This is a genomic window from Pseudomonas sp. TE31087, assembly GCF_057284075.1.
In genome coordinates, this window is sequence record NZ_JBXVNN010000001.1 from 5,283,962 (window position 1) to 5,303,799 (window position 19,838).

General features: G+C 65.0%; 14 protein-coding genes. 11 read left to right on the forward strand and 3 right to left on the reverse strand.

Going from position 1 to position 19,838, the window contains the following annotated elements:
* Positions 1 to 7 precede the first annotated feature (7 nt).
* The 6 genes from hisS to ACZ899_RS23930 all read left to right on the forward strand — a co-directional run bounded on the left by hisS (position 8) and on the right by ACZ899_RS23930 (position 6,923).
* Entirely contained in the window at positions 8 to 1,297 is a 1,290-nt protein-coding gene (hisS, locus tag ACZ899_RS23905) for a histidine--tRNA ligase (protein ID WP_028689598.1), read from the forward strand.
* Positions 1,298 to 1,335: 38 nt separating this feature from the next.
* Entirely contained in the window at positions 1,336 to 1,977 is a 642-nt protein-coding gene (locus ACZ899_RS23910) for a tetratricopeptide repeat protein (protein ID WP_203650721.1), read from the forward strand.
* Positions 1,952 to 3,121, forward strand: coding sequence for an outer membrane protein assembly factor BamB (gene bamB, locus ACZ899_RS23915; RefSeq protein ID WP_189656930.1), 1,170 nt, complete (start codon positions 1,952 to 1,954; stop codon positions 3,119 to 3,121). Before ACZ899_RS23910 ends, bamB begins: the two co-directional genes overlap by 26 nt.
* A 117-nt stretch (positions 3,122 to 3,238) precedes the next feature.
* On the forward strand, positions 3,239 to 4,702 hold the full coding sequence (der, locus tag ACZ899_RS23920) for a ribosome biogenesis GTPase Der (RefSeq protein ID WP_203650724.1): 1,464 nt from the start codon (positions 3,239 to 3,241) through the stop codon (positions 4,700 to 4,702).
* 293 nt (positions 4,703 to 4,995) lie between these two features.
* Positions 4,996 to 6,144: a pyridoxal phosphate-dependent aminotransferase gene (locus tag ACZ899_RS23925; RefSeq protein ID WP_234560412.1), complete on the forward strand. Its 1,149-nt coding sequence runs from the start codon at positions 4,996 to 4,998 to the stop codon at positions 6,142 to 6,144.
* A complete protein-coding gene (locus ACZ899_RS23930; RefSeq protein WP_203650728.1) occupies positions 6,132 to 6,923 on the forward strand; it encodes an amidohydrolase in 792 nt (263 codons plus the stop codon). The genes ACZ899_RS23925 and ACZ899_RS23930 overlap by 13 nt, the downstream gene beginning before the upstream one ends.
* Before the next feature lie 114 nt (positions 6,924 to 7,037).
* Here ACZ899_RS23930 and ACZ899_RS23935 read toward each other — a convergent pair whose 3' ends face one another.
* Positions 7,038 to 9,593, reverse strand: a complete 2,556-nt coding sequence (locus tag ACZ899_RS23935; RefSeq protein WP_234560411.1) for a PepSY domain-containing protein — start codon at positions 9,591 to 9,593, stop codon at positions 7,038 to 7,040.
* Between the two features lie 216 nt (positions 9,594 to 9,809).
* Positions 9,810 to 12,089 carry a TonB-dependent receptor gene (locus tag ACZ899_RS23940; RefSeq protein WP_232855670.1) on the reverse strand — a complete coding sequence of 760 codons (2,280 nt, stop codon included), beginning with the start codon at positions 12,087 to 12,089 and terminating at the stop codon, positions 9,810 to 9,812.
* Positions 12,090 to 12,311: 222 nt separating this feature from the next.
* On the opposite strand from ACZ899_RS23940, the gene ACZ899_RS23945 reads away from it, so the two are divergent.
* Together ACZ899_RS23945 and ACZ899_RS23950 are read left to right on the forward strand one after the other, a co-directional pair.
* Positions 12,312 to 12,992 carry a Fe2+-dependent dioxygenase gene (locus ACZ899_RS23945; protein ID WP_234560407.1) on the forward strand — a complete coding sequence of 227 codons (681 nt, stop codon included), beginning with the start codon at positions 12,312 to 12,314 and terminating at the stop codon, positions 12,990 to 12,992.
* Positions 12,993 to 12,995: 3 nt separating this feature from the next.
* Positions 12,996 to 13,745 (forward strand): tetratricopeptide repeat protein, encoded by a 750-nt coding sequence (locus ACZ899_RS23950; RefSeq protein WP_234560406.1) that lies wholly within the window; start codon positions 12,996 to 12,998, stop codon positions 13,743 to 13,745.
* Positions 13,746 to 13,938: 193 nt separating this feature from the next.
* On the opposite strand, the gene ACZ899_RS23955 is transcribed toward ACZ899_RS23950, so the two are convergent.
* Positions 13,939 to 15,102: a type III PLP-dependent enzyme gene (locus ACZ899_RS23955; RefSeq protein ID WP_110735754.1), complete on the reverse strand. Its 1,164-nt coding sequence runs from the start codon at positions 15,100 to 15,102 to the stop codon at positions 13,939 to 13,941.
* A 613-nt stretch (positions 15,103 to 15,715) separates the two neighbouring features.
* Here ACZ899_RS23955 and ACZ899_RS23960 point away from each other — a divergent pair.
* The 3 genes from ACZ899_RS23960 to ACZ899_RS23970 all read left to right on the forward strand — a co-directional run bounded on the left by ACZ899_RS23960 (position 15,716) and on the right by ACZ899_RS23970 (position 19,710).
* Positions 15,716 to 16,204 (forward strand): sigma-70 family RNA polymerase sigma factor, encoded by a 489-nt coding sequence (locus tag ACZ899_RS23960; RefSeq protein WP_203650742.1) that lies wholly within the window; start codon positions 15,716 to 15,718, stop codon positions 16,202 to 16,204.
* Between the two features lie 17 nt (positions 16,205 to 16,221).
* A complete protein-coding gene (locus ACZ899_RS23965; protein WP_234560429.1) occupies positions 16,222 to 17,184 on the forward strand; it encodes a FecR family protein in 963 nt (320 codons plus the stop codon).
* Between the two features lie 108 nt (positions 17,185 to 17,292).
* A complete protein-coding gene (locus tag ACZ899_RS23970; protein ID WP_234560404.1) occupies positions 17,293 to 19,710 on the forward strand; it encodes a TonB-dependent siderophore receptor in 2,418 nt (805 codons plus the stop codon).
* Positions 19,711 to 19,838 lie beyond the last annotated feature (128 nt).

Here is a 19,838-nt window from a genome sequence, read left to right on the forward strand (position 1 = left end):
ACTACTCGTGAGCAAATCGCTGCAAGCCATTCGTGGCATGAACGACATCCTGCCCGACCAGTCGCCGCTGTGGCGCTATTTCGAGGGCACCGTGGCCGGCTTGCTGGACAGCTACGGCTACAGCCAGATCCGCACGCCGATCGTCGAGTTCACCGAGCTGTTCAAGCGCTCGATCGGTGAAGTCACCGATATCGTCGAGAAGGAGATGTACACCTTCGAGGACCGCAACGGCGACTCGCTCACCCTGCGCCCCGAAGGCACCGCGGCCTGCGTGCGTGCCGTGCTCGAGCACGGCATCACCGGCAACGGCCAGGTGCAGAAACTCTGGTACATCGGCCAGATGTTCCGTCACGAGCGTCCGCAGAAGGGCCGCTACCGCCAGTTCCACCAGATCGGCGTTGAGGTGTTCAACCTCGATGGTCCGGACGTCGACGCCGAGCTGATCATGCTGACCTGGCGGCTGTGGGGCCTGCTGGGCATCCAGGACGCGGTCGAGCTGCAGCTCAACAGCCTGGGCACCAGCGAAGCCCGCGCCCGCTATCGCGACGCGCTGGTCGAGTTCCTCTCGGCTCGCCTCGAGCAACTGGACGAGGACAGCCAGCGCCGCCTGAAAAGCAACCCGCTGCGCATTCTCGACAGCAAGGATGCGAACACCCAGGCGGTGCTGGTCGGCGCGCCGAAGCTGGAAGACTACCTGGACGAAGAATCCCGCGTGCACTTCGAGGGCCTGAAGGCCCGCCTCGACGCCGCCGGCATTCCGTTCGTGATCAATACCAAGTTGGTGCGCGGCCTAGACTACTACAGCAAGACCGTGTTCGAGTGGGTCACCGACAAGCTCGGCGCCCAGGGCACCGTCTGCGCCGGTGGCCGCTATGACGGCCTGGTCGAGCAGATGGGCGGCAAGCCAACCCCGGGCGTTGGTTTCGCCATGGGCATCGAGCGCCTGATCCTGCTGCTGGAGACCCTGGGCAAGGTGCCCGAGTCGATCAGCCGCACCATCGACGTCTACCTGTGCGCCTTCGGCGAGCCGGCAGAACTGGCCGGCCTGCGCCTGAGCGAAAGCCTGCGCGATCGCTTGCCGGGTCTGCGTCTGGCGGTCAATGCCGGTGGTGGCAGCTTCAAGAGCCAGTTCAAGAAAGCCGACAAGAGCGGCGCGCTGTTCGCGCTGATTCTGGGCGACGACGAGCTCGAGAAACAGCAGATCGGCCTGAAGCCCCTGCGTGGCCAGGGCGAACAACAGAACATTGCCTGGGATGCGCTTGCCGCGCACCTGGAAACCGCGATCGCCCAGGCGTGACGCGGTCTGACAACGAATAGGCGAATAGGAGTATTGGGGTGTCGAGTACCGATGATGAGAGCCTGGCAGCAGCCAAGGACTGGTGGAACCGCAACGGCAAGCCGCTGCTGACCGGCGCCCTGCTGGCCGGCGTGGTGGTGTTGGGCTGGCAGACCTGGCACAAGTACCAGGCCAACCAGTCCCAGGGCGCCTCGGTGCTGTACCAGGCGCTGCTGGAAACCTCGTTGACGCCTGACGGCAAGCCCGACGCGAGCAAGGTCGCCGAGCTGTCCGGCAAGCTCAAGAGCGAGTTCGGCGGTACCGCCTACGCCCAGTACGGCAGCCTGTTCGTGGCCAAGGTCGCGGTCGAGAGCGGCAAGCTGGACGATGCGGCCAGCGAGCTGAAGGGCGTGCTGGACAAGCCGGCCGACGCCACCCTCGGCGAGATCTCGCGCCAGCGCCTGGCCCGCGTGCTCGCGGCCCAGGACAAGGCCGAGGACGCGCTCAAGCTGCTCGACGGCGACACCGACAAGGCCTTCCTGGCCAGCCGCGAAGAACTCAAGGGCGACCTGCTGGTACAGCTGGGCCGCGCCGACGACGCGCACAGCGCCTACGAAAAAGCCAAGGCCGCGCTGTCCGACGACGCCGCGATCGGTGGCCTGCAACTGAAGCTGGATGACCTGGCCAAAGGGGACGCCTGAAGTGAAGGGTTGGAAACAAGCAGCAGTGCTCACCCTCGCCGTGCTGGCGGCGGGTTGCAGCAGCAACAGCAAGAAGGAACTGCCCCCGGCCGAGCTGACCAAGTTCACCGAGGAAGTGGTGCTGAAGAAGCAGTGGAGCCGTTCGATCGGTGACGGCCAGGGTGAGACCTACAACACCCTGGTACCGGCCATCGAGAACGACCGCATCTACGCCTCCGACGTCAACGGCGAGGTCTTCGCGCTGAACCGCATCACCGGCGACGTGGTGTGGAAGAAGGACCTCGAGCTGCCGGTTTCCGGCGCCGTGGGCGTGGGCTACGGCCTGGTCATGCTGGGTACCCTCAAAGGCGAGGTCATCGCCCTGGATTCCAGCACCGGCGAGGAGCGCTGGCGCTCGCGCGTCAGCAGCGAAGTGCTGGCGCCGCCGGCCAACAACGGCGACGTGGTGGTGGTACAGACCCAGGACGACCGTCTGGTCGGCTTCGACGCCGCCACCGGCGACCGTCGCTGGATCTACGAGAACAGCCCGGCCGTGCTGACCCTGCGCGGCACCGGCGCGCCGGTGGTGACCAACCGCCTGGCCGTGGCCGGCCTCTCCACCGGCAAGGTGGTGGCGGTCGACATCAGCAACGGCGTGCCGGTGTGGGAGAGCCGCGTGGCGATTCCGCAGGGCCGTTCCGAGCTGGACCGAGTGGTGGACATCGACGGCGGCCTGCTGCTGTCCGGTGGTACCCTGTACGTCGGCACCTACCAGGGTCGCGTCGCCGGCCTGGAGCTGGAAAGCGGTCGCGTGCTGTGGCAGCGCGATGCCTCCAGCTACGTGGGTGTCGCCCAGGGCTTCGGCAACGTCTACGTAAGCGAAGCGTCGGGTACCGTGCAAAGCGTCGACGAGCGTTCCTCCAGCTCGCTGTGGAGCAACGACTCGATGGCTCGCCGTCAGCTGTCGGCGCCGGAAGTGTTCTCCAGCTATGTGGCGGTGGGCGACTTCGAAGGTTACCTGCACCTGCTCAGCCAGGTCGATGGCCGCTTCGTCGGCCGTGAGCGTATCGACAGCGATGGCCTGCGCGCCCGACCCCTGGTGGTCGGCGACACCATCTACGTCTTCGGCAACAGCGGCAAGCTCGAGGCACTGACCATCCGCTGAAGCTATGCTTGAGCTCGCTCGCGGGCTCAGGCCGCGGCGCATGAAGCGCCGCCCGAACTCCGGCCGCTGCCTTGCAGCGGCCTTTGCATTTTCAAGAATTCAAGAGTGGAGAGCCGCATGGTTCCCGTAATCGCCCTGGTGGGCCGGCCGAACGTCGGTAAATCCACCATGTTCAACCGCCTGACCAAGACCCGCGACGCCATCGTCGGTGACCTGTCGGGCCTGACCCGTGACCGCCAGTACGGCGATGCCAGCTGGCAGGGTCGTTCGTACATCCTGATCGACACCGGCGGTATCACCGGTGACGAAGTGGGCATGGACGAGAAGATGGCCGAGCAGTCGCTGATGGCCATCGAGGAAGCCGACTACGTGCTGTTCCTGGTCGATGCCCGTGCCGGCATGACCGCCGCCGACCAGATGATCGCCGATCACCTGCGCAAGCGGAACAAGGAAGCGATCCTGGTCGCCAACAAGATCGACAACATCGACCCCGATATCGCCCGCGCCGAGTTCTCGCCGCTGGGCATGGGCAACGCCATCCCGGTGGCGGGCTCCCAGGGCCGTGGTATCAACGCCCTGATGGAGTCGCTGCTCGGCCATATTCCCCGTGATCCCGAGGAAGAAGCCCTCGACGAGGATGTCGCCGAAGGCGAGGAAGCCACGCGCATCCCCGGCCCGAGCGAGAAAGACGGTATCAAGATCGCCATCATCGGCCGCCCCAACGTGGGCAAGTCGACCCTGGTCAACCGCATGCTCGGCGAAGAGCGCGTGGTGGTGTACGACCAGCCGGGCACCACCCGCGACAGTATCTACATCCCGTTCGAGCGTGATGGCGAGAAGTACACCTTCATCGACACCGCCGGCGTGCGCAAGCGCGGCAAGATCCACGAGGAAGTCGAGAAGTTCTCGGTGGTGAAGACCCTGCAGGCGATCAAGGACGCCAACGTGGTGATCTTCGTCATGGACGCCCGCGAAGGCGTGGTCGACCACGACCTCAACCTGCTGGGCTTCGCCCTGGACGCCGGCCGCGCCGTGGTCATCGCCCTGAACAAGTGGGACGGCATGGAGTCGGGTGAGCGCGACTACGTGAAGACCGAGCTGGAACGCCGGCTGTTCTTCGTCGACTTCGCCGACATCCACTTCATCTCGGCGCTGCACGGCACCGGCGTGGGCCACCTGTACAAGTCGGTGCAGGCCGCGTTCAAGTCGGCGGTCACCCGCTGGCCGACCAGCCGCCTGACACAGATCCTCGAAGACGCCATCAGCGTGCACCAGCCGCCGCTGGTCAACGGTCGCCGGATCAAGCTGCGCTATGCCCACCTCGGTGGCGCCAACCCGCCGCTGATCGTGATCCACGGCAACCAGACCGACAAGATCCCCAACTCCTACTCGCGTTACCTGGAGAACACCTACCGGCGGGTGCTCAAGCTGGTCGGCACGCCGATCCGCATCGAGTACAAGGGCGGTGACAACCCGTTCGAGGGCAAGAAAAACACCCTCACCGATCGCCAGGTCAACAAGAAGCGTCGCCTGATGTCGCACCACAAGAAGGCCGAGAAGAAGCGCCGCGACAAGCGTTAACAACCGCTTGGCGTGCCTTCCCAGGCCGTGCGCCCCCTGTAGGAGCGGCCTTGTGCCGCGAAAGGGCTGCGTAGCAGCCCCAGGGTTCAGAATGCGCTGCAAGGAAGCCGGGGCTGCTTTGCAGCCCTTTCGCGGCACAAGGCCGCTCCTACAGGGATGTGCGTAAATCCTGATCTCCCCCTACACGTTGACCCACCGCAATCCCCCTATTGTTTCAACCTTTTTCCTGACTGCTCGATCCGCTATGCTCGGACCCAACCCCGTGCCGGACAAACCCCAGGAAAGAGGGCTCCATGATCCGCAGCAAACTGCCGAACGTCGGCACGACCATCTTCACCACCATGTCGCAACTGGCCATGCAGACCGGTGCGCTCAACCTCTCCCAGGGCTTCCCTGACTTCAACGGCCCCCAGGCCTTGCTCGATGCCGTCGGTCGCCATGTGGCCGCCGGGCACAACCAGTACTCGCCCATGACCGGCCTGCCGGCACTGCGTCAGCAGGTGGCGGCGAAGATTACCCGGCTGTACGGCGCGAATGTCGATGCCGACCAGGAAGTGACCATCACCCCCGGTGCCACCGAGGCGATCTTCTGCGCCATCCAGGCGGTCATCCATGCCGGCGACGAGGTGATCGTCTTCGACCCCAGCTACGACAGCTACGAGCCGTCCGTGGAACTGGCCGGCGGGCGCTGCGTGCATGTGCCGCTGACCGACGGCAGCTTCGGCATCGACTGGCAGAAATTCAGCGATGCCCTGAGCCCGCGCACGCGCATGGTCATCCTCAACTCGCCGCACAATCCCAGCGGCGCGCTGATCAGCCGCGACGACCTGGACCAACTGGCCAGGCTGATCGGTGACCGCGATATCTACCTGATCAGCGACGAGGTCTACGAGCATCTGATCTACGACGGCGTGCGCCATGCCAGCGTGCTGGCCCACCCGCAGCTCTATTCGCGGGCGTTCGTGGTCAGCTCGTTCGGCAAGACCTACCACGTCACCGGCTGGAAGACTGGCTATGTGGTTGCCCCGCCGGCCCTCAGCGCGGAACTGCGCAAGGTGCACCAGTACGTCAACTTCTGCGGCGTGACCCCCTTGCAGTGCGCCCTGGCCGACTTCATGGCCGAGCACCCCGAGCATATCGACGAGCTGCCGGCCTTCTACCAGGCCAAGCGCGACCTGTTCTGCGGCCTGCTGCAGGCCTCGCGTTTCACCTTCACCCGTACGCCGGGCACCTATTTCCAACTGGTGGACTATTCGCAGATCCGGCCCGACCTGAACGATGTCGACATGGCCCTGTGGCTGACCCGTGAGCATGGCGTGGCCAGCATCCCGGTGTCGGTGTTCTACCAGCAACCCATCCCCGAGCAACGCCTGGTGCGCCTGTGCTTTGCCAAACGCGAGGAGACGCTGCGCCAGGCAGCGGAGAAACTATGCGCGATCTGAGCCAACTGCCGAACCTGAAAATCGCCCTGGTGCAGACCACCCTGGCCTGGCACGACCGCGAGGCCAACTATGCGCACTTCGAGGAACTGATCGGGCAGGCCGGCGAGGTGGACCTGGTGGTCCTGCCGGAAATGTTCACCACCGGTTTCTCGATGGAGTCCGAAAGCCTGGCGGAGCCGGAGAACGGCCCGACCTACAAGTGGCTCAAGGCCCAGGCGAAAAAAGCCAACGCGGTGATCACCGGCAGCGTGATCATCCAGGCCGCCGACGGCAGCCACCGTAACCGGCTGCTGTGGGCACGGCCCGACGGTGAGATCCTGCACTACGACAAACGCCACCTGTTCCGCATGGCCGGCGAGCACAAGCACTACACCCCGGGCGAGCGCCAGGTGCAGTTCGAGCTCAAGGGTTGGCGGATCCGCCCGCTGATCTGCTACGACCTGCGCTTCCCGGTGTGGAGCCGCGACGCCCAGGACACCGACCTGCTGCTGTACACCGCCAACTGGCCGGCGGCGCGGCGCCTGCACTGGAACCGCCTGCTGCCGGCGCGGGGCATCGAGAACCTGTGCTTCGTCGCGGCGGTGAACCGGGTGGGCACCGATGGCAAGGGCTTCGCCTATTCCGGCGACAGCCAGGTGCTGGACTTCCAGGGCGAGAGCCTGCTGAGCGCGGGTGAGGCCGACGGGGTGTTCACCGTGGTGCTGCGGGCTGCGGAGCTGGCAGCGTACCGGGCGCGGTTCCCGGCGAACCTGGATGCCGATACCTTCGAATTGCATTGAAAGTCATGAGGCGCTTTCGCGGCACAAGGCCGCTCCTACAGGAGATCGCAACCCCGTGTAGGAGCGGCCTTGTGCCGCGAAAGGGGCGCAACGCGCCCCCAGGGATGTGACTGTTCAATACACATCTCGCCGATACCGCCCATCCTCGATCAACTGCTGCACGACAGCTTCACCCAGCATCCCCTGCAACGCCGCATCCACCCCGGCAGCCATCCCTTGCAGGCTCCCACAGACATACACGCAAGTGCCGTCATCCACCCAGCGCTTGAACTCGGCGGCCTGCTGCAACAGCACGTCCTGCACATAGATTTTCTCGGCCTGGTCCCGCGAAAACGCCAGGTCCAGTCGTTGCAGATCGCCGCTTTCCACCCAGCCTTGCAGTTCCTCACCGCACAGCAGATCGTGCGCCCGGTTGCGTTCGCCGAACAGTAGCCAGTTGCGCTGTTCGCCCCCGGCAATCCGGGCCTTGAGCAGGCTGCGCAGACCGGCCAGGCCGGTGCCATTGCCGATCATTACCAAGGGCGCCGACTCGGCGGGCAAATGGAAACTGCTATTGCGACGCAGGCGCGCGCTGACGCTGCCTTGCAGCGGCAGGTATTCGGTCAGCCAGCCGGAGCCCAGGCCGAGGTTGCCATCGGCGTGGCGTTCCTGTCGCACGATCAGCTCCAGCACGCCATCGCTGGCGATGGAGGCAATCGAGTATTCACGGGCGGTGAGCGGGATCAGGGCATCGACCAGTGCCTGGGCATGCAGTCCGACCAGGTGTTCGCGGCTGACCGGCAACTGGCGGGTGGCCAGGGCCTGCACCAGTGTTTCCTGCAGGTCGTCGAGCTGCACCGGGCTGCCTGGGTCGAGGCCCAGGCCGGCAAGGAAGGCATCGACACGAGGCTGGCCGTTGCGCGGCAGGATCTCAATCAGGTCGCCGGCTTCCCAGGTCGCGGGCGCTTCTGCCTGCAGGCCCAGCAGGTACACCGGCGCCCCCTGGCTGCCCGGGTTGATCCGTTCGCGGCGCAACAGTTGCCAGTTGCCGAAGCTCGGCGGCTGCCAGGCGGCGACCGGGCGGGCGCCAGTGAATTGCGTCAGTTCCTGTTGCCACAGCTGCAGCGCGGCGGGGTCGGCGTTGTCCACCTCCACCGGGCTGAAGGCGCAGGTGGCACCGCGTTCGCCGAGCCAGGCCTGGAGCCGGCGGGCGAAGCCGCAGAAGTGTGGGTACTGGCGGTCGCCCAGGGCCAGCAGGGCGTAGTCCAGGTGATCCAGCGGCCAAGGTTGGCCGAGCACCTTGCGCTCGAAGCCACGGGCGCTGTCCGGGGCTTCGCCGTCGCCGAAGGTGCTGACCACGAACAGCGCGCGGTTGGCCTGGCGCAATTCGGCCTCGCCCAGTTCGGCCAGCGGGCGTACCTGCACCGGCAAGCCGGCGGCTTGAAGTTGGCCGGCGCTCTGCCAGGCGAGCTGCTCGGCAAAGCCGCTCTGGCTGGCGAAACCGATCAGCCAGCTGTCGCCGTCGTTCGCCTGAGCGGCCACCGCGCCACGGGCGGTGCGCACCTGGCGCTTCTTGCGCCGGCGGTCGAGGTACAGCAGCCAGCCGGTGACGAAGAACAGCGGCATGGTCAGGCTGGCGAGGGTGACGATGATTCGCCCCGGCAGGCCGAAGTAGCTGCCCACGTGCAGGGCATAGACGCTCTGCAGCAACTGGGCCTTGAACGACTTGTCGGTGTAGCGCTCGTGACGCTTGACCTGGCCGGTGGCCGGGTCGAGGGTGAGGGTGTTCAGGGCGCGCTCGTGGTCGGCGCCCTGCAGCAGGTAGAACAGGGTTGCCGGTTGCCCGCTGGCCGGCGGCAGGCGCAGGTTGTAGGTGGACAGGCCGGGGCCTGCCGCGGCCTTGAGATTGGTCCAGATGGCGTCATAGTCGACCACCAGTGGCGGGGCGTTCTTGTCCACCTTGGGCGGGCCATGGCGACCGCCACGGCCTTCGCCACGCTTCTGCTCGCCCGCCGCAGGCTGGTCGGCCAGCAGGCGATTGAGGCCTTCGCGGTACCACTCGTAGGACCAGAACAGCCCGGTCAGGGCGAACAGCAGGTAGAACAGCAGGCACCAGGTGCCGAACACCGCGTGCAGGTCCCAGTTGAAGGCGCGGCCTTTCTTCGCCCAGTCAAGCGTCAGCCAGGTCCGCCAGTTCAGTGCCTTGCGCGGCCAGCGCAGGTACAGCCCGGAGAGGCAGAAGAAGATCAGCATCAGGGTGCAGGCACCGGTGATCTGCCGGCCTGTGTCGCCCATGGCCAGGAACCGGTGCAGGTTGAGCATGAGGTTGAAGAAGCCCAGGCCGGCGACGTCACCCTTGAGCTCGCCGGTGTACGGATCGGCGTAGCGCAGCGCACCACGGCGCTCGCCGGGGGCGGGGGTGAAGAAGATCCGTGCGGCGTTGCCTTCGCGGATATCGACCCAGAGCATGGAGACCTTGTCGCCTTGCGCGGCCTCGACCCGGCGCACCAGCTCGGCCGGCGGCAGCACGCCTTCCTGGCGTACCTCGACCTTGAGCACCTCGGCGTTGAACGCGCGCAGCAGTTCTTCCTGGAACGACCAGATCGCGCCGGTCACGCCCATCAGCGCCAGCACCAGGCCGGCGGTGATGCCAAAGAACCAGTGCAATTGGAACAGCGTCTTCTTCACCACATCGATCACCTTGTATTGCCGCCAGGAACTGCGCGGTGTGCATTATGCCTTGGTACGCAAACGCCCCGTTCACGGGAATGAACGGGGCGGGGTGTCCTGTGCCGGCCTCTTCGCGGGCAATCCCGCCCCCACAGGTACAGCACTGACCTTCGGAGCGGTGGCGAACCTGTGGGGGCGGGTTTACCCGCGAAGAGGCCAGTGCAGACGCCGCTTACATCAGAAGTGCACGCTGGTGGTCAGCAACGCCGTGCGCCCTGCCGCCTGGTTGGCGAAGTGGGTGGAGTAGGCCTTGTCGTAGTAGACCTCGTTGGTGAGGTTCTGCACGTTCAGCTGCAGGTCGATGTTCTTGGTCAGCTTGTAGGCGGCCATGGCGTCGTAGCGTACGTAGCTGTCGACCATGGTGGTGTTGGCCACGCTGCCGTAGACGTCATCCACATAGAAGGCGCCGCCGCCGACCGTCAGCTTCGGCGTCAGCTGGTAGGTGGTCCACAGGCTGGCGCTGTTGTTCGGCGTGTTGGGCAACTGGTTGCCGTCGTTCGCCTTGCCCAGCGGGCCACCGTCGATCTGGCGGGCCTGCATGTAGGTGTAGCCGGCGAACACCTGCCACTTGTCGGTCAGCTTGCCGCTGGCCGACAGCTCGATGCCTTGCACACGGGTTTCACCGACGTTCTCGTAAGTGTTGGTGTTGACCTGGACCCGGGCGTTCTCCTTCTCGGTGCGGAACAGCGCCGCAGCCAGGGACAGGCGCTGGTCGAGCAGGTCCCACTTGGTGCCGAGCTCGTAGTTGGTGGTCTCTTCCGGCTCCATGTCACTGCCCAGCAGGTTGCCGGAACGGTCGGTGGTGTTGCCCAGCGGGTTGCCTTCGGTGCCCTCGCCGAGCATGGCGCCAGGCGGCGTGGCGGAGGTGGCGTAGGACACATAGATGCTGCCGTTGTCCGCCGGTTTCCACACCAGGCCCAGCTGGCCGGTGATGAACTCGCTGGTGTCCGAGCCTTTGGCGGGTACGCCCTTGCTGCTCACCGCGGTACTGCCGTCGGCATTGTAGCCACGGTAATCGGTGTCGAAGTGGTCATAGCGCAGGCCCATGTTCAGCAGCCATTGCGGGGTCAGCTCCAGGGTGTCGAACACATAGAGTGCGCGAGTCTTGCTGTTGGTCCTGGTGCCGGCGTAGTTGCGCTCGACCGTGCCGACCCAGTTGTCGTCCGGGTTCGGGTTGTCCAGCGAGGTGCAGCTGCCGCCGCTGCCCGGGCCGGTGCAGGTGAGCTTGCTGTTGGGGGTAACGGTGTAGCTCTGGCGGTCGGACTCTTCCTTGGTGAACTCGACGCCGGTGGAGAAGCTGTTCTTCAGGCCGCCCAGGTAGAACTCGCCGAACAGGTCGGTCTGGTTGGTGGTGGTGGCGGTGTTGCCCACACGGCTGTTGGCGCGACGCCAGACACCGTTGTTGTTGACGTTGCCGGCGCTGTCGTCGGGCTGGGTCAGCACGTAGTCCTGCATGCTGTTGCCGTGGCGCAGGGTGTTCTTGATGGTCAGCGTGTCGGTCAGGTCGTGCTCGATGGCGAAGGTCGCGATATCGACGCGGGTCTTGCGGAAGTCGCGTCCGGTCAGGCCGTAGAAGTTGTCGCTGTCGCCACCGTCGACCGGCTTGTCCGGATGCGCCGAAGTCCGTGCGGTGCTACCTGCACGTGGCACGCTGTAGGGGATGCCGGAGTCCGGCAGGTCGTCGCTTTCCAGGTGGTAGTAGTCGAGGTTGACGCGGGTCGGCGTGCCCAGGCCGAAGGCCAGCGAGGGGGCGATGCCCCAGCGGTCGTAGTTGACCTTGTCGCGACCGGCGACATTGCTTTCGTGGGTCATCAGGTTCAGGCGCCCGGCAACGCTGTCGCTGAACTGGTAGTTGCCGTCGAAGGTGTAGCGTTGAGTCTGGTCGCTGCCCCAGGTCCAGGCGCCGTCCAGCGAGTTGCCCAGGTGCGCGCGCTTGCTCACCAGGTTGATGGTGCCGCCTGCGGCGCCACGGCCACCGACCGCCGAGTTCGGCCCCTTGGCCACTTCGACAGACTCGATGGCGAAGATTTCGCGGGTCTGGGCACCCGTGTCGCGCACGCCGTCCAGGTAGGTGTCGCCCTGGGCGTCGAAGCCACGGATGAAGGGACGGTCGCCTTGCGGGTTACCGCCTTCACCGGCACCGAAGGTGATACCCGGCACGGTGCGCAGAGCATCCTGCAGGGACATGGCGTTGGTGTCCTTGATCACCTGCTGCGGGATCACGGTGACCGACCGTGGGGTGTCCACCAGCGGCGCGGTGTACTTCTGCGACGAGGCCTTGTCGACCTTGTACTCGGTGCTTGCCTGTTCGGCCTTGCCATTGACGCTGGTGGCGTCCAGGGTGATGGCGGTATTGGCGGCCGGGTCGGCGGCATAGGCCGAGGTGGCGGTGATCGCCATGCCGATGGCGGAGGCGAGCAGACGTGGTGAACTCACAGCAGATGGCACGTGACGCATTGTTGTAGACCTTCCCCAAGGTATGAAGGCCGCGGAGCATAATGTAAGTGATTGTAACGAACAATTGAGAAGCGTTTACATTCGCCATAAATTTACATTCTTTACAATTTCGCCTTACGGTTTTTACGGTCTCATCCGTCGTGGCATGGATAAAGGGCTTGTGGTAGGTAAAAGGGAATCAATATCATTGGCGCTCCTTCAGTCATACCTGGTGCCGCCGCCATGCTGCTTCATATTCCCGGGCTGTTCGACGCCGACGAGATCTCGCGCATTCGCGAGGCCCTGGAGCAGGCCGACTGGGCCGATGGCAAGATCACCGCGGGGTACCAGTCGGCCAAGGCCAAGCACAACCTGCAGTTGCCCGAGGGCCATGCGCTGGCCAAGGAGATCGGCAGTGCGCTGATCGAGCGGCTGTGGCGCAACCCGTTGTTCATGTCGGCGGCCCTGCCGCACAAGGTGTTCCCGCCGCTGATCAACTGCTACCGCGAAGGGGGCAATTTTGATTTCCACATCGACAACGCCCTGCGCCAGCCCAAGGGCAGCCCGGAGCGGGTGCGCACCGACCTGTCCTCGACGCTGTTCCTCAGCGATCCGGACAGCTACGACGGCGGCGAGCTGGTGATCCAGGACACCTTTGGCGTGCGCGAGGTCAAGCTGGCCGCCGGCGACCTGGTGCTGTACCCCGGCACCAGCCTGCACAAGGTCAACCCGGTCACCCGCGGGGCGCGCTATGCGGCGTTCTTCTGGACCCAGAGCCTGGTGCGCGAGGACAGCCAGCGCACCTTGCTGTTCGAGATGGACAACGCGATCCGCCAGCTCACCGCCGATGTGCCCGAGCATCCGTCGCTGCTGCAACTGACCGGTACCTATCACAATCTGTTACGCCGCTGGGCCGAGGTCTGAGCCGTGTCCTATCAGTTGCGTCGTGAAGATGTGGTGGATGTTGCCGGGTTGCAGGCGATGCTCGAACACAGTCCGGGCCAGGCCGCCCAGGCGATCCTGGCGGCGGCGGGGCAGGGGGTGGTCGAGGCGCAATTGTTGCTTGGGCAGATCCTGCTCGATGGGCGCGGTATCGAAGAGGATGCCGGCGTGGCCCGCCGTTGGTTCGCCATCGCCGCCCAGGGTGGCAGCGCCATGGCGCACAACATGCTCGGCCGTTGCCTGGAACACGGCTGGGGTGGCGAGGTGGAGCTCGCGCAGGCGGCCATTCACTATGCCCGTGCGGCCGACGCCGGCCTGGACTGGGGGATGTACAACCTGGCCAACCTGCTGGCCACCGGGCGCGGGGTGCCGGCCGACCAGGCCCAGGCGTTGATGTGCTACGAGAAGGCCGCGCAGCTGGGGCATGCCAAGTCGATGAACCTGTATGGGCGCTACCTGGAGCAGGGCATCGCCACCGCGCCGAGTCCTGCCCGGGCGGTGCGCTGGTATCGGCGTTCGGCCGAGGCGGGGGATTTTCGCGGGATGTTCAGCCTGGCGCTGGTGCTGGTCGAGCGCGGAGAGATCGGAGAGGCCGGGCCTTGGCTGGAGCGAGCCAGGGTCGAGGGCAACCTGAATTTCCTGCGCAGTGCGTTGGTGACGTTGCAGGGGGCGGGGCCGGGGCTGATGGCCCATGCGGCGCGCTATGCCGAGGAGATCGAACAGCGCGGATTTTAAGATTGGCGCAATCCCTGTAGGAGCGGCCTTGTGTCGCGAAAGGGCCGCGTAGCGGCCCCGGCGATCTTTGCATCAACACTGAAATCCTGGGGCTGCTGCGCAGCCCTTTCGCGACACAAGGCCGCTCCTACAGGGGCGCGCGAAGCAGTTTGGACCGGCAAACGAAAACGGGGCCTTGCGGCCCCGTTATGCATTACAGGTAGTAGGCCTTCAGCGGCGGGAAGCCGTTGAACTCCACCGCACTATAGCTGGTGGTGTAGGCACCGGTGGACAGCCAGTACAGGCGGTCGCCGATGGCCAGGTTCAGCGGCAGGCCGTACTTGTAGTTCTCGTACATGATATCGGCGCTGTCGCAGGTCGGGCCGGCGATCACCACTTCCTCGGTCTCGCCTTTCTTCTCGGTCCAGATCGGGAACTTGATCGCCTCGTCCATGGTTTCGATCAGGCCGGAGAACTTGCCCACGTCGGTGTAGATCCAGCGCTCGACGGCGGTACGCGACTTGCGCGCCACCAGCACCACTTCACTGACCAGGATGCCGGCGTTGGCGATCAGCGAACGGCCTGGCTCGAGGATGATTTCCGGCAGGTCGTCGCCGAAGTCTTCCTTGAGGAAGCGGATGATTTCTTCGGCATAGGTCTCGAGGCTGTTGGTGCGGGTGATGTAGTTGGCCGGGAAGCCACCGCCCATGTTGATCAGCTTCAGTTCGATGCCGTCTTCTTCCTTCAGGCGCTCGAAGATCACCTTGACCTTGGCGATGGCCGCGTCCCACACGCTGATGTCGCGCTGCTGGGAGCCTACGTGGAAGGAGATGCCGTAGGGTACCAGGCCCAGGTCGCGGGCGAGGATCAGCAGGTCCATGGCCATGTCGGTCTGGCAGCCGAACTTGCGCGACAGCGGCCAGTCGGCGGTGGTGGAGCCTTCGGTGAGGATGCGCACATAGACTTTCGAACCCGGCGCGGCCTTGGCGATGTTGCGCAGGTCCGCTTCGGAGTCAGTGGCGTACAGGCGCACGCCCTTCTCGAAGAAGTAGCGGATGTCCTTGGACTTCTTGATGGTGTTGCCGTAGCTGATGCGATCGGCGCTGACGCCACGGCCCAGCACCTTGTCCAGCTCGTAGATCGAGGCGATGTCGAAGCTCGAGCCTTTTTCCTTGAGCAGGTCGATGATCTCGACCGCCGGGTTGGCCTTGACCGCGTAGTAGACCTTGGCGAACTCGAAACCGGCGCGCAGGTCGTCATAGGCCTGGCTGATCATCTGGGTATCGATGAGTACGAACGGGGTTTCCTGCTTGTCGGCGAACGCCTTCATTTTCTGGAAGGTGTCACGCGCAAAGTAGTCTTCGACCTGGATCGACATGCTCAAGGGCTCCATGGGCAAACTGAAAAGATAAGTGGCAGCAAACTGAACGTCCTCCGTATCCCCACTTTGGTTCGCCTACTTCCCAAGGCATGTCGCCGAAAGCAAAAAGGTCAACCGTGCCGGAAAAGGGCGGCGGGTGACCTTGCTGTCTCGTCGTCAGTACTTGAGCCGGATGGATCGTTTCCAGCATGGACGTTCGGCGCGCACTTTAGGGCGTGAAAACCGCAAGATCAACAGGCGAACCCGGTGGTTTCGCCGTGGATCGATGAGCTGTTACCTGAGTAACCGACCCTCATGGCTGGTAGATGTTCCCCAGGCTTTGGCAAGCGTAAATAATTGTGGAATGGACTGTACTGACCCCTTCGCGGGCAAGCCTGCTCCCACAGGGGGTGGGCGTTTTTCTGTGGGAGAGGGCTTGCCCGCGAAGGGGCCCGGAGTGTTCATATTTATGGCCACGCAGGACGCCCGTCTTTTTTTTCGAAATCGCCATAAATTTTTTGTTACCGACACCAGAAACCACCCTTGGTCGGCTCAGGACTGGGCCGATTGCCGTCATTGATGAGAAGAATTACTATTCGCGACCTCATCTGCCTCCCTGACGACCCCGAACGTGTCCGGACACAAAGGCTTCCTCGACCACTACCATGAGCTGATCGGCACCTGGACGCGCAAGTTGCGCAGTCGTCAGCAGGCCGAGGACCTCGCTCACGACGCCTTTGTCCGGGTTCTGGAAAACCCCAACGAGCAGGTCGAGCAGCCGCGTGCCTACCTGCACCAGACCGCCCGCAACATCGCCGTCGATGGCTTTCGCCGCGAGGACCGTCGCCAGGCGCTGGAACTTGAGGCGTTCGCCGACGGCGCCGCCAATGGCAGCGACCCGGAGGCCTACGTGCATGCCCTGGAACTGGCCGACAGCGTCGAGCGGGCGCTGGCCGAACTGCCGCTGAACTGCCGTCGGGTGTTCATCTGGCAGAAGCTCGAGGGCCTGACCCAGGCAGAGATCGCCGAGCGCATGGGTTTGACCAAGAACATGGTCGAAAAGTATATGATCCGCACGCTCCGACATCTGCGTGAGCACTTGGATGTGTCGGCCAGATGAGTCAGGAGAGCCCATTGATCAGACAGCATGCGCCCGATCCCGTGGGCGAGCAGGCGGCCAGCTGGTTTGCCCGGGCCCAGGAAGCGCCGCATGACAGCGCCGTGCAGCAGGCCTTGCAGGCATGGCTGGCGCAGCACCCACGCCATCGCGAGGAATACCAGCGCCTGGTGCATCTGTGGCGTGCCGCCGATTTCATCCCCCGACAACGCCTCGAAGCGCTGTGCCAGCCCGAGCCGGTGCGCCAGCTCCCACGCCGCCGCCTGCTGCGCCAGGCATTGGCGGCCGGCGTGGCGGTGGTCGCGCTGGGGCTGGGCTGGACGGGTTGGCAGTATCAGCAGCTCAACCATCAGGACACGTTGACTACAGCCCTGGGCGAGCGGCGTCAGGTCGAATTGCCGGACGGATCACGGCTGGAACTCAACAGTGCCACCCAGGTGCAGGTGATGTTCTCTTCGGGGCGTCGCCATGTGCGCCTGGCTGCGGGCGAGGCGATGTTCATCGTTGCCCACGACAGTGGCCGACCATTCGTGGTGAGCACCGCACAGGGCGAGGTCACCGTCACCGGCACCCGCTTCGATGTACGCCAGGAGCCGACCAGTACTCGCGTGGCGGTGGAGCAGGGGTCGGTGAAGGTGCAGGGCGCGGCCGAGTCGCTGGCGCTGCTCGGTGCCGGGCAGGGTTCGCACATCGACGCCCAGGGCAAGGTCGCCGCGCCCTATGCAGTTGACGCCAACGCCGTGACCGCCTGGCGCCAGGGCAAGCTGGTGTTCGACAACGCCCCGCTGAGCGAGGTGGCGGCGGAGGTCTCGCGCTACCGCGCCCAGCCGCTGCATGTGGCGCCCGGCAGGGCCGCCGCGCTGCGCCTGTCGAGCACCTTCAGCACCGACGACCCGGACGCGCTGCTGCGGGCACTGCCGAGCATCCTGCCGGTGCAGGTGAACACCCGTCCGGATGGCTCCAGCGAAATTGTTCTGAAATAAATTCAGGTTTTTTTCCGTTCGTTCGTCTTCCCCGCCAGCTGCAACTGCCAAGCATTTCCATTTGCATGCGGTTGGCGTTTATCCCGACTCTCAGGACCTCTCGAAGACGTGAACAACAATAAGCCCCTTCTCCAGCTGCGCCGCCTGGTGCTTGCCCTGGCGGTCAGCGCCGCCGCTGGCAACAGCTACGCCGATACCATCCAGATCCAGGCCCAGCCGCTGGCGGGCGCGCTCAAGCAGCTTGGCCAGCAGACCAACCTGCAACTGTTCTTCAGCCCCGAGCTGGTGGACGGCAAGCAGGCCCCGGCGGTGTCCGGCAACCTGGCGCCGGAGCAGGCCCTGCAGCAACTGCTGCAAGGCAGCGGGCTGACTTTCGAGCAGTCCGCGGACACCGTGGTGGTCAAGCCGGTCCAGGCCGCCGGCAGCCTGACCACCGGCAGCCTGGAGCTGGCGCCCACCGATGTGAAAGTGGTCGGTGACTGGCTGGGCGACGCCCAGCAGAGCGTGGTGCAGAACCATCCTGGCGCGCGCACCGTGGTGCGCCGCGAAGCGATGGTGGAGAAGGGCACGATGAACGTGCGCGACGCCCTGCGCGGCATTCCGGGCGTGCAGGTGCAGGACTCCAACGGCACCGGCGGCAGCGACCTGTCGCTGAACGTCGGCGTGCGCGGCCTTACCTCGCGCCTGTCGCCGCGCTCGACCGTGCTGATCGACGGCATCCCGGCGGCCTTCGCCCCTTACGGCCAGCCGCAGCTGTCGATGGCGCCGATCTCCTCGGGCAACCTCGACAGCATCGATGTGGTACGCGGCGCCGGTTCCGTGCGCTACGGACCGCAGAACGTCGGCGGGGTGATCAACTTCGTGACCCGGGCGATTCCCGAGAAGGCGACCGGCGAGTTGTCCACCACCCTGGAGACTTCCCGCCATGGCGGCTGGAAACATACCGAATCGGCCTTCGTCGGTGGCACCGCCGATAACGGCATGGGCGTGGCGCTGCTGTACACCGGCGTAAACGGTGACGGCTACCGCAGCAGCAACAACGACAACGATATCGACGACGTGATGCTCAAGACCCACTGGGCACCGACCGATGTCGACGAGTTCTGGCTCAACTTCCACTACTACGACGGCCGTGCCGACATGCCTGGCGGGCTGACCCAGGCCCAGTACGACCACGACCCCTACCAGTCGGTGCGTGACTACGACTACTTCAGCGGTCGACGCAAGGATGTGTCGTTCAAGTGGCTGCGCCAGATCGACGACGCCACCCAGTTCGAGGTGCTGACCTACTACACCGACAGCTTCCGTGGCAGCGCCATCGCCGCGCGCGACATGAAGACCCTGTCGTCGTACCCGCGCAACTACCACACCTTCGCCATCGAGCCACGCCTGTCGCGGATCTTCTTCGTCGGCCCGACCACCCAGGAAGTCAGCGTCGGCTATCGCTACCTGAAGGAAGCCATGCGCGAGCAATCCACGCGTCTGGCCCTGGTCGACAATGTGCCCACCGTCACCCCGACCTCCGACGGCCATGTGTTCCAGGACCGCAGCGGCGGCACCGAGGCCAGCGCCTACTACATCGACGACAAGATCGACGTCGGCAACTGGACCATCACCCCGGGCATCCGCTTCGAGCACATCAACACCGACTGGCGCGACCGCCCGGTGCCGGACGCCAACTACCGCCCGGTGCCGGAGAAGAATCGCAGCATCACCAGCAACGAACCGCTGCCGGCGCTGAGCGTGATGTACCACATGTCCGACGCCTGGAAGCTGTTCGCCAACTACGAGACCTCGTTCGGCAGCCTGCAGTATTTCCAGCTGGGCCAGGGCGGTACCGGCAACAGCACGGCCAATGGCCTTGAGCCGGAAAAAGCCAAGACCTACGAAGTGGGTACGCGCTACGACAACGGCGGTTTTGCCGGTGAGCTGACCGCGTTCTACATCGACTTCGACGACGAGCTGCAGTACATCAGCAACGATGTCGGCTGGACCAACCTGGGGGCGACCAAGCACCAGGGCATCGAGGCCTCGGTGCGTTACGACCTGGCCGGGCTCGATCCGCGCCTGGAAGGCCTGTCGGTCAATGGTGGCTACACCTACACCCGCGCTACCTATGAAGGGGAGATTCCCGGCTTCAAGGGGCGCGACCTGCCGTTCTACTCGCGCCAGATAGCCACCGCCGGGCTGCGTTACGCCGTCAACCGCTGGACCTGGAACCTGGATGCCTACGCCCAATCCAAGCAGCGCGCGCCGGGGACCGGGATCAATGCCAACGGCAGCTTCAACGGTGACTACATCACCGAGCCGAGTGCCGACGGGCAGTATGGCGATATTCCGGGGTACGTGACCTGGCATGCCCGTGGCGGCTATGACTTCGGGCCGCAGCTGTCGAACCTGAAGCTGGCGGCGGGGGTGAAGAACCTCTTCGACAAGCAGTACTTCACCCGTTCCAGCGACAACAACGCCGGGATCTATGTGGGTGAGCCGCGCACGTTCTATGTGCAGGCCAGTGTAGGGTTCTGATTCGAGATTGCCGGGGCCGCTGTGCGGCCCATCGCGACACAAGGCCGCTCCTACAGGAGATCGCATTCCTCTGTAGGAGCGGCCTTGCCGAGGCGTCGGACCGGTCGGAAAGGGGCGCAAAGCGCCCC

What these genes read in the sequence shown, in the direction of transcription:
- der (WP_203650724.1), top strand. Translation starts at nt 3,239, where the DNA reads ATGGTTCCCGTAATCGCCCTGGTGGGCCGGCCGAACGTCGGTAAATCC.
- bamB (WP_189656930.1), top strand. Translation starts at nt 1,952, where the DNA reads ATGACCTGGCCAAAGGGGACGCCTGAAGTGAAGGGTTGGAAACAAGCA.
- ACZ899_RS23955 (WP_110735754.1), bottom strand. Translation starts at nt 15,102, where the DNA reads ATGTCGATCCAGGTCGAAGACTACTTTGCGCGTGACACCTTCCAGAAA.
- ACZ899_RS23925 (WP_234560412.1), top strand. Translation starts at nt 4,996, where the DNA reads ATGATCCGCAGCAAACTGCCGAACGTCGGCACGACCATCTTCACCACC.
- ACZ899_RS23945 (WP_234560407.1), top strand. Translation starts at nt 12,312, where the DNA reads ATGCTGCTTCATATTCCCGGGCTGTTCGACGCCGACGAGATCTCGCGC.
- ACZ899_RS23930 (WP_203650728.1), top strand. Translation starts at nt 6,132, where the DNA reads ATGCGCGATCTGAGCCAACTGCCGAACCTGAAAATCGCCCTGGTGCAG.
- ACZ899_RS23940 (WP_232855670.1), bottom strand. Translation starts at nt 12,089, where the DNA reads ATGCGTCACGTGCCATCTGCTGTGAGTTCACCACGTCTGCTCGCCTCC.